This is a genomic window from Pseudomonas sp. ASL9, from assembly GCF_056680335.1.
The window spans coordinates 1,404,587-1,418,905 of sequence record NZ_CM155277.1 but is presented as its reverse complement, the minus strand read 5'-3'; the positions used below and the strand labels follow the sequence as shown (position 1 = coordinate 1,418,905).

Here is a 14,319-nt window from a genome sequence, read left to right as displayed (position 1 = left end):
GTGGGGCCGTACTGACCAAATCGGTAAAGGCGCCCCATTATGAAATCCCTGTTAAGCATAGTTCAGCGATAGTGAAAATTACGTTCACCTTCCGCACGATTCTGTACGCTCTGTAGATGGCGGTTTTGCGGTGGTTCGGGTGTGGCTTCACTTCGCGAGTCAAGAGCTGGACAGTGGAAGGCGAAAATTTACCGAAGTAACGCGCGCGGTAAGGTAATTCCGAAGAATTTCCTACACTTGCGCTCGGACCTTACTGGCAGACTGACTCAATAATAACCGGCCGAACCTGAACAAATACTGTCTGCAAAATGACGAATATTGTAGCGCGTGTAAAGCATTAAAAAATAATCGTTCTCGTTAAGCGGTTTGCTTTTCAACTGAATGCAGACGTCGATTGTTACCCTGTTCTTCCAGTAAGGAGTGTCAAGGTTACTACTTTTTTGCCGCAGTGTGATGCCAGTTTAAGGCGGTAGTATAGCGCTTCGAGGGTGTGCGGTTGCTTGTGTGCATGCGTTCGCCGGTTGTTGAACGACGAGGAACTCCGTTTTATGCAAACAGCCTATACCGTCCTCATTTTGCTGATGCTGGTGGGTGTCTCGCGGCTAGTGGCGCGGTTGATTCCATTGCCATTGCCTTTGTTACAGATTGCTGCCGGGGCACTGTTGGCGTGGCCGACACTGGGTCTGCATGTTGCGCTCGACCCTGAGCTGTTTTTGTTCCTGTTCTTGCCTCCGCTGTTGTTCTCCGATGGCTGGCGCATGCCCAAGCGCGAGTTGTGGCGTTTTCGCGGGCCGATTTTTACCCTGGCGGTCGGGCTGGTCCTGTTTACGGTGGTGGGCGCCGGTTTCTTTATCCATTGGCTGATACCAACCATCCCCTTACCAGTAGCTTTCGCCCTGGCGGCTGTGCTGTCGCCGACCGATGCCGTGGCGGTGTCGGCGATTGCCCAGGATCGGCTGCCCGCACCGATAATGCATATGCTTCAGGGCGAGGCCTTGATGAATGATGCCTCTGGCCTGGTGACCTTCAAGTTTGCGTTGGCGGCGGCGGTGACGGGCGTGTTCTCGCTTGCCAATGCCAGCCTGACATTTGTCTTGGTCGCCTGTGGTGGTTTGGCTATCGGTGTGGCATTGAGCTGGCTGGTGGGGCGTTTGCGTGGCTGGATGATCGCTCGTGGCTGGGATGACCCAGCGACCCACGTAGTGTTCATGTTGCTGCTGCCGTTCGCCGCCTATGTCCTGGCTGAACGCTTAGGTGCTTCGGGGATTCTGTCGGCCGTGGCGGCCGGGATGATGCAAAGCTGGCTTGACCTGTTGCCGAGACAGACCAGTACGCGGCTGCTCAATCGCAGCGTCTGGGCGCTGTTGGAATTTGCCTTCAACGGCTTGATTTTCCTGCTGCTGGGCCTGCAGTTTCCAGACATCATCAAGGCCGTCGCTAGCCATGAAGTGTCGCTCTGGCCAACCCTGTTGTGGCGTTGTCTGGATGTGCTGGCGATTTTTCTGGTGCTGTTGGCGTTACGGTATGTATGGGTGCAGAGCATTTGGCGGCTGATGATCGGCTTGAGGCGTTGGGGGGATCGCGGCGAGTCAGCGCTTGAGCTGACGGCGCGTTCTTCATGGTTGCTGACTGTAGGCGGCGTGCGAGGTGCTGTGACACTGGCGGGTGTGATGTCAGTGCCGCTGCTGATCGGTGTCGGGGCAGATTTTCCTGAGCGTGATCTGCTGATCTTTATCGCGGCGGGCGTCATTCTGCTGTCATTGATTGCGGCCTGCATCGCCTTGCCATTGTTGCTGCGCGGCGTCGCTAAAAGCCCGGACCACGCCATGAAGCGTGAGGTTCGAGACGCCTGGAGGCGCACCGCTGAAGCGGCGATTCACGCCCTGGAAGCTGAAGAACTGGCCGATACGAGTGTCACCCTCGACGCAGCGCAAGCCGCAATGGCGATGGAAGTCAAAGCGCGGATCATGTCTGAATACCGCCATCATCTCGAGGTGTTCAATGACACCTCCGAAGCGCAGGCGCTGGCCTGGCAAATGGATCAGTTGGAAAGGCGCCTGCGTCTACACGCGTTGCGTGCGCAGCGGTTGGAGCTGTACAGCCTGCGCCGCCATCACCGGATAGGCGATGACGCGTTGCGTCAGATATTAGGCGAGTTGGACTTGAGTGAGGCAAATCTGGGGCCGGTTAAATAGCCACCCACTTATCTTTTTGGATAAGCCTTGCGCATGAAGGCTTTGTCTTTATCGCTGATCATCGAATTGAGGCCCACTTCCCAGTCACCGATCGTAATGGTGTTGGGCACCGGATAATGCATGATCGACTGCTTGTCGTAAGCGGTGTAGGTCGTTTTGTTCGATTCGAATTTGTGGAGCACCGATTCATCGACGTCTTCGGCTGAATGACCGGCCTTCGCGTAGTGGTCGTACACCTTCGGCACGTCCCAGGGAATATCGGCTTCCGGGTGCTGATGTTCATGCTCGGCCCCCAGTGCATGGCCAAACTCGTGCATGGCGGTGTATTGGAACTTCGGGTCCGATGGTTTGACACCCAGCACCATCGTAGGAGTCCACGGGTCGTTGGCCTTGGCATCGGTCCCGATCAGGGTGTAGTTCGCGCTGGAGTCAGTCGTGATTCGGATGTCACCTTTACCATAGCCCGGTGTGTCTTCCCGGCCATCGATAAACTCGAACGTCAGGTTTACAAAGGGTTGCCACTGGTTGATAGCGGCAATAATGGCTTGTTTGTGGTGTTCGGACAGGTCGTTATCGGTAAAGCCGATTTTCAGGGTGCGGCCATTGGCCCAGAACCTGGAAAAATGCCCGACGGCGCGCTTCTTGCGGCTGCCGGGAGCAGATGCTTGCGCATTGGTCGGGTTTTCTGCGATAGCGGTCTCGTATGAGGCCTGCTGATCCTTCAAGTGCCTCATGGCGCACAGCATGTCGTTCATGATGAAACCTCCTTGTTGATGAGGTTTCATTGTTTTCCAAAAAAACACCGCAGTGTCTATACATATCTACTGCAAAGGTGCTTTCGGCATCTGGCAGCATACGGCGCGCCACAGCGATTGGCTGTGGCGCGAATTCATCAACGTGTGATGAAATCCCGAATACGTTTGGCGGCTTCAACACATTCGGCCAATGGTGCAACCAGCGCCATGCGTATCCGCCCGGCACCTGGGTTGAAACCGTCGACTTCGCGGGACAGATAAGAGCCTGGTACCACGGTGACATGCTCGGTGACATACAGGTCACGGCAGAACGCAGTGTCATCGGTCCCGACATTGGGCCACAGGTAAAAACCACCGTCGGGGCGCTGCACGTCGAGCACTGGGGCGAGGATCTCCAGTACGGCGTCAAACTTCTCCCGATACAGCGTGCGGTTGGCACGTACATGCTCTTCGTCATTCCATGCGGCGATACTTGCCAGCTGGGTTTGAACCGGCATGGCGCAACCGTGGTAGGTGCGATAAAGCAAGAAGGCTTTAAGTATGTCGGCATCGCCGGCCACGAAACCTGAACGCAGTCCTGGCAGATTCGAGCGTTTGGACAGGCTGTGGAACACGACGCAACGTTTGAAGTCTTTGCGGCCAAGTGCCACGCATGCACTCAGCAGGCCTGGAGGTGGTGTCTCCTCGTCGAAGTACAGCTCGCTGTAGCATTCGTCGGCGGCGATCACGAAATCGTATTCGTCAGCCAGTGCGATCAGCTTTTTCAGGGTTTCCATCGGTACCAGTGCGCCAGTCGGGTTGCCGGGCGAACACAGGAACAGGATCTGGCAGCGCTTCCAGACGTCTGCGGACACCGCGTCGAAATCCGGGTTAAAGCCATTTTCCGCCAGGCACGGCAGATAATGCGGCTGTGCGCCGGCGAGCAAGGCTGCGCCTTCATAGATTTGATAGAATGGGTTAGGGCTGACCACCAGTGCGTCGTCGCTGCGGTTGACCACTGTCTGGGTGAAGGCGAACAAGGCTTCGCGAGTACCGTTGACCGGCAGCACGTGACGCGCTGGGTCCAGCCAGCCGGAGGGCACGCCAAAGCGGCGCTCACACCAGGCGGTAATAGCTTCGCGCAGTGCCGGGATGCCGAGCGTGGACGGATAGACCGCCATCTGATCGAGATTGGCCGCCAGCGCTTCGGCGACGAAGGCTGGTGAGCGGTGTTTCGGTTCGCCAATGGACAGTGCGACAGGGCGTTTGTCGGCATTGGGCGTCACGCTGCCGAGTAAGGCGCGGAGTTTTTCGAACGGGTAGGGCTGGAGCTGTTGCAGGGCGTTATTCATGGGTGATGGGTCTCAATGAACGTGGCGCCCGGGAGTGGTCGGGCGCCGTTGAGTCGAAACGTAAGGGTGAGCATGCGATGACGTCTTTCAGATACTGAGTCGCATCTCGCCGTGGGGCTCATGGTTGACGCTCAATTGCTCGACGATAGCGTCTTGAAGCCGGCTGCACAGTTGCGGATCGGACAGCGGCTGATTGTGTGCGTCGGTGATGAAGAACACGTCCTCCACTCGCTCGCCGAGCGTGGCAATTTTCGCGTTTTGCAACGACAGGTCGAACTCCAGGAAGATTTTGCCGATCCGCGCCAGCAAGCCGGGACGATCGGGTGCGCTCAGCTCCAGGATGGTGACGGGGCGTTGGGCGTCGGTGTGGATCGTGACTTGTGGTGCAAAAGCAAAATGCTTGAGCTGGCGCGGCACCCGGCGCTGGATGATGGCTGGGTAGTCATCCGGGTTGCGCAGGGCCTCGGCCAGGCCTTCACGGATTTGCTTGATCCGCACAGGGTTATCGCCAATCGAGCCGCCATCGTTGTCGAGCACAATATAGGTGTCGAGGGTGAACTGGCTGCTGGAGGTGATGACGCGGGCGTCATGAATGTTCAGGTTGAGCTGATCCATGGCGGCCACGGTCACGGCAAAGAAATCGTGTTGGTCGGGGGCGTAGATGAAGATTTGCGTCCCTCCCTCGAACTCGCGCTGAGTGGTTTCCTTGATCAGCACCAGCGGGCCGCCATCGACAGGCTGCTGCAGGATCGCGTCGCTGTGCCAGGCCACATCGCCAGCAGTGTGGCGCAGGAAATAATCATCCCCAAGTTGTGCCCAGAGTTGCTCGACATCATCCGGGTCGTTGCCGCTGCGGACGAGAATGTCCAGTGCAGCACTTTGCGTGCGACGGATCTGCTCTTCGCGATCGACCGGGTTTTCCAGGCCGCGACGCAGGGCGCGTTTGGTCTCGGTGTACAGCTGGCGCAACAGGCTGGCGCGCCAGGAGTTCCACAGTGTCGGATTGGTCGCGTTGATGTCGGCCACGGTCAGTACATAGAGATAATCCAGATGGATTTCATCCTCAACGAGTTGGGCGAAATCATGGATGACCTGTGGGTCGGACAAGTCCTTGCGCTGGGCGGTGGTCGACATGACCAAATGGTTCTGCACCAGCCACACGATCAGGCGGGTATCCCAGGTCGGCAGTTGGTGGCGTTGGCAGAAGACTTCGGCATCTACGGCGCCCAGTTCCGAGTGATCGCCACCGCGACCTTTGCCAATGTCGTGATACAGGCCCGCCAGATAGATCAGTTCGGGTTTGGGCAGCTTGCCCATAATCTTGCTGGCCAGCGGAAACTTGTCTGAAGTCTGAGTGTATTGCAGCTTACGCAGGTGCTTGATCAGGTTCAGGGTGTGCGCATCGACCGTATAGATGTGGAACAGGTCGTGTTGCATCTGACCGACAATATGGCCGAACTCGGGCAGGTACAGGCCCAGAATCCCATAACGGTTCATCCGTCGAAGATTGCGATGGATGCCGAACTCGCACTTGAATAGTTCGATAAAAAGGCTGGTGTTGCGAATGTCGTTACGGAAATCGTCGTCGATCAGGTGCCGATGTTCGCGCAACAGGCGAATGGTGTCGGCACGAACGCCTTTGATTTCCGGGTGCTGAGCCATCAGCACGAAAATTTCCAGCATCGCGAAGGGGGTGCGTTTGAAAACGTTGTGGTGAGTCGCCTCAATGTAGCCATCGTGCAACTGGAAGCGAGAGTTGATCGGCTGGACATTGCCGCTTTCATCCGCTGAAAGGATCACTTCTTCAAAGTGCTGGATGATCAGGTCGCTGAGTTCGGCGATCCTCATCACTGCGCGGTAATACTTCTGCATGAAGCGTTCGATGGCCAGTTTTGCATCGCTGTCTTTATAACCCAGTAGACCGGCGATGCTGCTTTGATGGTCGAACAGCAAACGATCTTCCGAGCGTCCGGCGAGCATGTGCAAGGCGTAGCGTACTTTCCACAGAAACTCCTGGGACGAGGCGAGCAGGTTGTTTTCGCTTTCCAGCAGAAAGCCCTCGCCCGCCAGTGCGTGCAGATTCAAGGTTCCGTACTGGCGACGGGCGACCCAGAGAATGGTCTGGATATCGCGCAAACCACCGGGGGAGCCTTTTACGTTGGGTTCCAGGTTGTATTCGGTGTCGTTGTACTTGTGATGGCGCGTTTTCTGCTCGGCGCGTTTTGCCAGGAAAAATTCTTTGCTTGGCCACATCTTGTCGGTGCTGGTGACGTCTAGCATGCGTTGGCGCAAACGCTCTGGACCGGCAATGGTGCGACTTTCCATCAAGTTGGTGATAACGGTCAGGTCGGCTCGGGCTTCCTGGGCGCACTCGTCAACCGAGCGCACGCTCTGGCCGACTTCCAGGCCAATATCCCACAGCAGCGTCAGGAAACGCTCGATGGGCTCGCGAAAAACCTCATGGTCGGCGCTGTCCAGGAGGATCAGCAGGTCGATGTCCGAATAGGGATGCAACTCGCCGCGACCATAGCCGCCAACCGCCAACAGTGCGATGTCAGCCTCTTCGCTCCAGTCGAACTGTTCCCAGGCCTGCTGCAGGATGTGATCGACAAACCAGGCACGATCTTCGATCAGGCGCCGAATATCCCGACCCGAACGGAAGCGTCCGTCGAGCACTTCGCGGGCCTGACGAATGGCTTTCTTGAAGGCGGCAATGGGGCTCGCTTTCAAGGCCAGTTCGGCCTGGAACTGGCCGCGGTCGAATAATTCTGGATCCACCTGCGGCATCGAGCAACTTTCCTTCTGTCTATCGGGCCTGACTTTCTTTAGCGACGAGGTTTATACCGACGCGCTCATTGCTGATGTCCGGGCGATGGTGTCATCGCTGCGCAGGGTAAAAATTTCATACCCGTCTGCGGTGACCAGAATCGTGTGTTCCCATTGTGCGGACAGCTTGCGATCCTTGGTGATCGCGGTCCAGCCATCGCCCAGCAGACGGGTTTCGGCACGGCCTTGGTTGATCATGGGTTCGATGGTGAAGGTCATGCCTTCCTTGAGTTCCATACCTGTGCCGGCGCGGCCATAGTGCAGCACTTGCGGCTCTTCGTGGAAGACCTTGCCAATGCCGTGGCCGCAGTATTCGCGCACCACGGAAAAACCATTCTTTTCGGCGTGTTTCTGGATCACTTCGCCGATGTCGCCAAGGCGCGCGCCTGGGCGAACCAGTTCGATGCCTTTGTACATGCACTCTTGCGTGATCTTCGACAGCCGCTCAGCCCATTCTGGCACTTTGCCAACATGGAACATCTTGCTGGTGTCGCCGTGGAAGCCGTCCTTGATCACCGTGACGTCGATGTTCAGTACGTCGCCATCCTTGAGCGGCTTCTCGTTTGGAATGCCGTGGCACACCACGTGATTGATCGAGGTGCAGATCGACTTGGGGAAGCCCTTGTAGTTCAGCGGGGCGGGAATCGCTTTTTGCTCATTGACGATGAAGTCATGGCAGATCCGGTCCAGCTCGTCCGTGGTCACACCCGGCTTGACATAAGCACCGATCATTTCCAGTACATCGGCAGCCAGACGGCCGGCGATGCGCATCTTCTCGATATCCTCGGGGGTTTTGATGGTGACAGTCATAAGATTCTCTCGGCGCGGCGAAGCGCGGCTAAACACTGAAAACGCGATTCTAACAGACCGTTAGGTTACGGGTGATCATCGCATCTTTATATAAGGGGCTCGGGGCGCGCGTACAAGGGGCGAGAGCGCATTTGCGTTAGCTCCTATTTTTGGTTTCGTTATCTGGTCTTTTGTGGTATAAAATGCGCCGCTTTCCTGGGTATGCCCAGAAGCTCAAACCCACACACGTGTCGACACGATGACCTGGGTGCCCTCAGCTTGAAGCTGTTGGTTGGTCATTGGGATACGTGGAGGCCTAACCCGACTTATCAAGGAACTATCATGTCCCAAGTCAATATGCGCGATATGCTGAAGGCCGGTGTCCACTTCGGTCACCAAACCCGTTACTGGAACCCGAAAATGGGTAAATACATTTTCGGCGCACGTAACAAGATCCACATTATCAACCTTGAAAAAACCTTGCCTATGTTCAACGAAGCTCTGGCTTTCGTTGAGAAACTGGCTTCGGGCAAAAACAAGATTCTGTTTGTTGGCACCAAGCGTTCCGCTGGCAAAATCGTCGCTGAAGAAGCTGCACGTTGCGGCTCGCCTTACGTCGATCACCGCTGGTTGGGCGGCATGCTGACCAACTTCAAAACCATCCGTGCTTCCATCAAGCGTCTGCGTGATCTTGAAATCCAGGCAGAAGACGGCACGTTCACCAAGCTGACCAAGAAAGAGGCGCTGATGCGTACTCGCGATCTGGAAAAGCTGGATCGTAGCCTGGGTGGTATCAAGGACATGGGCGGTCTGCCAGACGCACTGTTCGTTATCGACGTTGATCACGAGCGCATCGCGATCACCGAAGCCAACAAACTGGGTATCCCGGTTATCGGCGTCGTCGATACCAACAGCAGCCCGGAAGGCGTTGACTACATCATCCCAGGCAACGATGACGCCATTCGCGCCATCCAGCTGTACATGGGTTCGATGGCTGACGCTGTTATCCGTGGTCGCAACAACGCTAATGGCGGCACCGACGTGTTTGTCGAAGAGGCTCCAGCAGCCGCAGTCGTTGAAGGCTGAGTAGCAAACGCCTAGCGTTTACTCAGTACGCAAAAAGGGGGCCTGGCCCCCTTTTTGCCCCCTCGAAAACCATATATTGACGCCGCCATGCAGTCATGTGCCGCAGCCAGTAGTGGTTCTCAAGAATTTGAACGCCCGTTCGATCGGGTGGAATGGTTTAAGACCTATCCAAGAGGAATTTGAAATGGCAGAAATTACTGCAGCGTTGGTCAAAGAACTGCGTGAGCGCACTGGCGAAGGCATGATGGATTGCAAAAAGGCCTTGACCAAGGCTGACGGCGACATCGAAAAAGCAATCGACGATATGCGCGCCTCGGGTGCCATCAAAGCCGCCAAGAAAGCAGGCAACATTGCTGCTGAAGGCGCCATTGCTGTCAAGATTGCCGAAGATGGCAAAAGTGCCGTCATCCTTGAAGTCAACTCGCAGACCGACTTCCTGGCTCTGCAGGACGACTTCAAGGAATTCGTGAACAACAGCCTTGAAAAAGCCTTTGCTGAAAAACTGACCGACGCAGCTCCGCTGATCGCCGCTCAGGAATTGGCCCGTGAAGCTCTGATCGCGAAAGTTGGCGAAAACGTCAACATCCGTCGTCTGGCCCGCGTTGAAGGTGACGTGGTCAACGCTTACCTGCACGGTAACAAGATCGGTGTTGTCGTTGTCCTGAAAGGCGGTGACGCTGACCTGGCCAAAGACATCGCGATGCACGTTGCTGCCAGCAACCCTGAGTTCCTGCTGCCTTCGGAAGTTTCCGCAGAAGCCGTAGAGCGCGAAAAAGCCGTGTTCATGAGCCTCAACGAAGACAAAATCAAGGGCAAGCCAGCCGAAATCGTTGAAAAAATGGTTGCCGGTCGCATTCAAAAGTTCCTGGCTGAAGCAAGTCTGGTCGAGCAGGCGTTCGTCAAGAACCCGGAAATCAAGGTCGGTGAACTGGCCAAGAAAGCCGGCGCTGAAATCGTTTCCTTCACGCGCTTCCAGGTAGGCGAAGGCATCGAGAAGCCAGTCGACAACTTCGCAGAAGAAGTTGCCGCACAAGTGGCCGCAAGCAAGCAATAAGACAGTTTTCACCCTGTCGCCCCGAAGAGGCTGCCCGCTTACGCGAGCGGCCTCTTCGTCAAATAGGTAAAAGGAATTTGTTTTCCTTGGGGAAGTGGCTTGCAAGGCTGCATTCTCCTGATGCTGTAGCAGCGTCAGCTAGAGTAATTGCAGGCTGAAAACAGCCCGCACAGAATTTTTTAAAACGCCGCAGGAGAGATTCGCAATGGCTCAGCAGGGCAGTGGTTATCAGGCTCGCTATAAACGCATTCTACTCAAGCTTAGCGGCGAGGCCTTGATGGGCTCGGAAGAGTTCGGCATTGACCCCAAAGTCCTGGATCGCATGGCCCTTGAAGTCGGCCAGTTGGTCGGTATCGGGGTTCAGGTCGGTCTGGTTATCGGTGGTGGCAACCTGTTTCGTGGGGCGGCCTTGAGTGCTGCTGGCATGGATCGGGTGACAGGCGATCATATGGGGATGCTGGCCACTGTCATGAACGCCTTGGCCATGCGTGATGCGCTGGAGCGGGCTAACATTTCGGCTATCGTGATGTCGGCCATTTCCATGGTGGGCGTGACCGATCATTACGATCGTCGCAAAGCCATGCGTCACCTCAATGCCAAGGATGTGGTGATTTTCGCCGCCGGCACTGGCAACCCGTTCTTCACCACCGATTCTGCCGCTTGCTTGCGAGGCATCGAAATCAATGCCGACGTAGTGCTCAAAGCGACCAAGGTCGACGGTGTGTACACCGCAGACCCATTCAAAGACCCGCATGCCGAGAAGTTCGATCATCTGACATACGATGAAGTCCTGGATCGCAAGTTGGGTGTGATGGATCTGACCGCTATCTGTCTGTGCCGCGATCATAAAATGCCGCTGCGCGTCTTTAACATGAACAAGCCCGGCGCCCTGCTGAATATCGTACATGGCGGCGCTGAAGGAACCCTGATCGAGGAAGGCGAACAATGATCAACGAAATCAAGAAAGACGCCCAAACGCGTATGCAGAAAACCCTGGAGTCTCTGGCTCACGCATTCAGCCGAATCCGTACTGGCCAGGCCCACCCCAGCATTCTGGGTGGTGTGATGGTGCCTTATTATGGTTCCGATACACCTTTGAATCAGGTTGCGAACGTGACCGTCAAAGACTCGCGGACCCTGCAGGTCGTGGCTTTCGAGCGCAACATGCTGGGTGCTGTCGACAAGGCGATTCAGAGTGCCGGGCTGGGGTTCAACCCAACGAACCTGGGCGAGCTGCTGCTTATCTCGATGCCTGCTTTGACTGAAGAGACTCGCAAGGGCTTCACCAAGCAAGCTCGTGACGCAGCGGAAGATGCTCGAGTGGCTGTTCGTAACATCCGTCGCGATGCGTTGAGCCAGTTCAAGGATCTGATCAAAGAGAAAGAAATCAGCGAAGATGAAGAGCGTCGCGCTGCCGATGATATCCAGAAGCTGACAGATAAGTTCGTGGCGGATATCGAAACGGCTGTGAAGCAAAAAGAAGCGGATCTGATGGCTGTATAAAGGGCCTGGGCGTTTATGGATAAGACCAAGCAAGCGGTACCGTCATCGGTGCCGCGCCATGTCGCAATCATCATGGATGGTAATAATCGCTGGGCGAAAAAGCGCCTTTTGCCCGGTGTCGCCGGGCATAAAGCAGGCGTGGATGCTGTCCGTGCGGTTATTGAGGTGTGCGCCGAAGCGAAGGTCGAAGTGTTGACCCTTTTCGCTTTTTCCAGTGAAAACTGGCAGCGCCCGGCGGCGGAAGTCGGCGCCTTGATGGAGTTGTTTTTCACCGCTTTGCGCCGTGAAACCCGGCGTATGAACGATAACGCCATCAGCTTGCGAATCATTGGTGATCGTTCGCGGTTTCATCCCGAGCTGCAGGCTGCGATGCGCGAGGCTGAAGCGCGGACTGCTGGCAGTGATCGTTTCGTGTTGCAGATCGCTGCCAATTATGGGGGGCAATGGGATATCGCCCAGGCTGCCCAGCATCTGGCGCGGGAGGTTCAGGCCGGGCGTTTGCGTCCTGAGGAGATTACGCCTGAGCTGTTGCAGGCGTGCCTCGCAACTGGCGATCTGCCATTGCCGGACCTGTGCATTCGTACTGGCGGCGAACATCGCATCAGTAATTTTTTACTTTGGCAGCTCGCCTATTCCGAATTGTACTTCTCCGACCTTTTTTGGCCGGACTTCAAACACGACGCCATGCGCACTGCGCTGGCAGATTTTGCTTCCCGCCAACGTCGCTTCGGTAAAACGAGTGAACAGGTCGAAGCTGGAGCCCGGGCTTAATGCTGAAACAACGAATCATCACTGCACTGATCTTGATGCCTATTGCCTTGTGCGGGTTTTTTTTGCTCGCAGGTGCAAGCTTCGCGCTGTTCATTGGCGCGGTGGTGACCCTGGGTGCCTGGGAGTGGGCGCGTCTGGCAGGTTTCGCTGCTCAGTCGGTGCGGGTTGCCTATGCTGTGGTGGTCGCGATCTTGCTGCTGCTGATGTATCTGCAACCGGCTCTGGCGCCCTGGGTTCTGGGCGCAGCGGTACTGTGGTGGTTGCTGGCGACTTTCCTGGTGCTGACCTATGCAGACACCAGCGCACATTGGACAGGCACTGCCTGCAAGCTGGTGATTGGTCTGTTGGTTCTGTTGCCTGCGTGGCAGGGGCTGGTCCTGATCAAGCAATGGCAGTTGGGTAACTGGTTGATCCTTGCGGTCATGGTTCTGGTCTGGGGCGCCGATATCGGGGCCTATTTCTCTGGCAAGGCGTTTGGTAAGCGCAAGCTCGCGCCCAAGGTCAGCCCGGGCAAGAGCTGGGAAGGGCTGTTCGGCGGTCTGGTCGCCAGCCTGCTGATCACTGTCGTCGTTGGTGTTGCCCGCGGCTGGTCGGGTTCGCAACTCTTCCTCGGCTTGCTGGGTGCCGCCATCGTGGTGTTGATCTCGGTTGTCGGTGATTTGACTGAAAGTATGTTCAAACGAGAGTCTGGCATCAAAGACAGCAGTAATTTGCTGCCCGGACATGGCGGGGTGCTGGATCGTATCGACAGTTTGACTGCTGCCATCCCTGTCTTTGCAGTGCTGTTGTGGGCTGCCAATTGGGGTGCCCTGTGAGTAAACCTCAACAAATAACCGTCTTGGGTGCTACGGGCTCCGTCGGTTTGAGTACCCTTGACGTCATCGCTCGTCACCCTGGGCTGTATCAGGTCTTCGCGCTGACGGGGTTCAGTCGCTTGAAAGAGCTGCTGGCGCTGTGCGTGCGTCACTCGCCACGTTTTGCCGTGGTGCCCGAAATCGATCTTGCGCGCAGGCTGCAGGATGACCTGGCGGTTGCCGGCCTTGATACCCGTGTGTTGGTGGGCGAGAGGGGGTTGTGCGAAGTGTCGGCTCATCCTCAGGTCGATACCGTATTGGCGGCGATCGTCGGCGCGGCTGGGCTGCGTCCCACCCTGGCAGCCGTTGAGGCGGGCAAAAAGGTGTTGCTGGCCAATAAAGAAGCCTTGGTCATGTCCGGGGCCTTGTTTATGCAGGCTGTGCAGCGCAGCGGTGCTGTGCTGTTGCCGATTGACAGCGAACACAATGCAATCTTCCAGTGCTTGCCCAATGACTATGCCCGTGGCCTGGGTGCGGTTGGCGTGCGCCGTATTCTATTGACCGCTTCGGGTGGCCCGTTTCGTGAAACCCCGTTGGCCGATTTGATGGGCGTTTCCCCTGAACAGGCGTGTGCACATCCTAATTGGTCGATGGGGCGCAAGATTTCTGTAGACTCGGCCAGCATGATGAATAAAGGACTCGAATTGATCGAGGCGTGTTGGCTATTCGATGCTCGGCCCGATCAGATTGAAGTGGTCATTCATCCGCAGAGCGTGATCCATTCCATGGTTGATTACGTGGACGGTTCGGTATTGGCCCAACTGGGTAATCCAGACATGCGTACGCCGATCGCTCATGCGCTTGCCTGGCCAAAGCGGATTGACTCGGGTGTCGCGCCGCTGGACCTGTTCAGTATTGCGCGCCTGGACTTCCAGGCACCGGACGAAGAGCGGTTTCCGTGTTTGCGTCTGGCGCGTCAGGCTGCGGAGGCGGGAAATAGCGCGCCAGCGCTGCTCAACGCCGCTAATGAGGTGGCAGTTGCAGCGTTTCTTGATCGGCGCATACGCTATCCAGAGATCGCGAGTATCATTGATGAGGTTTTGAATCTGGAACCCGTCGTCGAAGTGCAGGAACTCGATGCAGTATTCGAGATCGATTCAAAAGCGCGCGTTCTGGCTGAGCAATGGCTCGGTCGCCACGGGCGGTAATGGCAGT

The 14,319-nt window shown here is 56.5% G+C and carries 12 protein-coding genes; 8 read left to right on the top strand and 4 right to left on the bottom strand.

All coding sequences use genetic code 11. The features are described from left to right. Window positions 1-548 precede the first annotated feature (548 nt). A complete protein-coding gene (locus AC1ME2_RS06635; RefSeq protein WP_480439990.1) occupies window positions 549-2,195 on the top strand; it encodes a Na+/H+ antiporter in 1,647 nt (548 codons plus the stop codon). An 8-nt stretch (window positions 2,196-2,203) separates the two neighbouring features. On the opposite strand, the gene AC1ME2_RS06630 is transcribed toward AC1ME2_RS06635, so the two are convergent. The 4 genes from AC1ME2_RS06630 to map form a co-directional block, all read right to left on the bottom strand. Beyond that, window positions 2,204-2,950: a M12 family metallopeptidase gene (locus AC1ME2_RS06630; RefSeq protein ID WP_480439989.1), complete on the bottom strand. Its 747-nt coding sequence runs from the start codon at window positions 2,948-2,950 to the stop codon at window positions 2,204-2,206. A gap of 137 nt (window positions 2,951-3,087) precedes the next feature. Next, a complete protein-coding gene (dapC, locus tag AC1ME2_RS06625; protein WP_480439988.1) occupies window positions 3,088-4,281 on the bottom strand; it encodes a succinyldiaminopimelate transaminase in 1,194 nt (397 codons plus the stop codon). A gap of 87 nt (window positions 4,282-4,368) precedes the next feature. After that, window positions 4,369-7,068 carry a [protein-PII] uridylyltransferase gene (locus AC1ME2_RS06620; RefSeq protein WP_480439987.1) on the bottom strand — a complete coding sequence of 900 codons (2,700 nt, stop codon included), beginning with the start codon at window positions 7,066-7,068 and terminating at the stop codon, window positions 4,369-4,371. 51 nt (window positions 7,069-7,119) lie between these two features. Then, complete coding sequence (gene map, locus AC1ME2_RS06615; RefSeq protein WP_480439986.1) at window positions 7,120-7,917, bottom strand: type I methionyl aminopeptidase; 798 nt, start codon at window positions 7,915-7,917, stop codon at window positions 7,120-7,122. 321 nt (window positions 7,918-8,238) lie between these two features. Here map and rpsB point away from each other — a divergent pair, with 321 nt between their 5' ends. The 7 genes from rpsB (at window position 8,239) to ispC (ending at window position 14,312) form a co-directional block, all read left to right on the top strand. Then, complete coding sequence (rpsB, locus tag AC1ME2_RS06610; RefSeq protein WP_322201686.1) at window positions 8,239-8,982, top strand: 30S ribosomal protein S2; 744 nt, start codon at window positions 8,239-8,241, stop codon at window positions 8,980-8,982. 184 nt (window positions 8,983-9,166) lie between these two features. Next, the gene (tsf, locus tag AC1ME2_RS06605) at window positions 9,167-10,036 is read left to right on the top strand and encodes a translation elongation factor Ts (RefSeq protein ID WP_480439985.1); all 870 of its coding nucleotides are present in this window, start codon (window positions 9,167-9,169) and stop codon (window positions 10,034-10,036) included. Between the two features lie 205 nt (window positions 10,037-10,241). Further along, window positions 10,242-10,985, top strand: a complete 744-nt coding sequence (gene pyrH / locus AC1ME2_RS06600) for a UMP kinase (RefSeq protein WP_480439984.1) — start codon at window positions 10,242-10,244, stop codon at window positions 10,983-10,985. Continuing rightward, window positions 10,982-11,539: a ribosome recycling factor gene (frr, locus tag AC1ME2_RS06595; RefSeq protein ID WP_322180492.1), complete on the top strand. Its 558-nt coding sequence runs from the start codon at window positions 10,982-10,984 to the stop codon at window positions 11,537-11,539. Before pyrH ends, frr begins: the two co-directional genes overlap by 4 nt. A gap of 15 nt (window positions 11,540-11,554) precedes the next feature. Then, the gene (uppS, locus tag AC1ME2_RS06590) at window positions 11,555-12,310 is read left to right on the top strand and encodes a polyprenyl diphosphate synthase (RefSeq protein ID WP_480439983.1); all 756 of its coding nucleotides are present in this window, start codon (window positions 11,555-11,557) and stop codon (window positions 12,308-12,310) included. Beyond that, complete coding sequence (locus AC1ME2_RS06585) at window positions 12,310-13,125, top strand: phosphatidate cytidylyltransferase (RefSeq protein ID WP_480439982.1); 816 nt, start codon at window positions 12,310-12,312, stop codon at window positions 13,123-13,125. The genes uppS and AC1ME2_RS06585 overlap by 1 nt, the downstream gene beginning before the upstream one ends. Beyond that, entirely contained in the window at window positions 13,122-14,312 is a 1,191-nt protein-coding gene (gene ispC / locus AC1ME2_RS06580) for a 1-deoxy-D-xylulose-5-phosphate reductoisomerase (RefSeq protein ID WP_480439981.1), read from the top strand. The genes AC1ME2_RS06585 and ispC overlap by 4 nt, the downstream gene beginning before the upstream one ends. The last annotated feature ends 7 nt before the right edge of the window (window positions 14,313-14,319 follow it).

Bases quoted from the DNA above. Each gene is read 5' to 3' on its own strand.
- AC1ME2_RS06635 (WP_480439990.1), top strand. From the start codon at position 549: ATGCAAACAGCCTATACCGTCCTCATTTTGCTGATGCTGGTGGGTGTC.
- AC1ME2_RS06630 (WP_480439989.1), bottom strand. From the start codon at position 2,950: ATGAACGACATGCTGTGCGCCATGAGGCACTTGAAGGATCAGCAGGCC.
- dapC (WP_480439988.1), bottom strand. From the start codon at position 4,281: ATGAATAACGCCCTGCAACAGCTCCAGCCCTACCCGTTCGAAAAACTC.
- AC1ME2_RS06620 (WP_480439987.1), bottom strand. From the start codon at position 7,068: ATGCCGCAGGTGGATCCAGAATTATTCGACCGCGGCCAGTTCCAGGCC.
- map (WP_480439986.1), bottom strand. From the start codon at position 7,917: ATGACTGTCACCATCAAAACCCCCGAGGATATCGAGAAGATGCGCATC.
- rpsB (WP_322201686.1), top strand. From the start codon at position 8,239: ATGTCCCAAGTCAATATGCGCGATATGCTGAAGGCCGGTGTCCACTTC.
- tsf (WP_480439985.1), top strand. From the start codon at position 9,167: ATGGCAGAAATTACTGCAGCGTTGGTCAAAGAACTGCGTGAGCGCACT.
- pyrH (WP_480439984.1), top strand. From the start codon at position 10,242: ATGGCTCAGCAGGGCAGTGGTTATCAGGCTCGCTATAAACGCATTCTA.
- frr (WP_322180492.1), top strand. From the start codon at position 10,982: ATGATCAACGAAATCAAGAAAGACGCCCAAACGCGTATGCAGAAAACC.
- uppS (WP_480439983.1), top strand. From the start codon at position 11,555: ATGGATAAGACCAAGCAAGCGGTACCGTCATCGGTGCCGCGCCATGTC.
- AC1ME2_RS06585 (WP_480439982.1), top strand. From the start codon at position 12,310: ATGCTGAAACAACGAATCATCACTGCACTGATCTTGATGCCTATTGCC.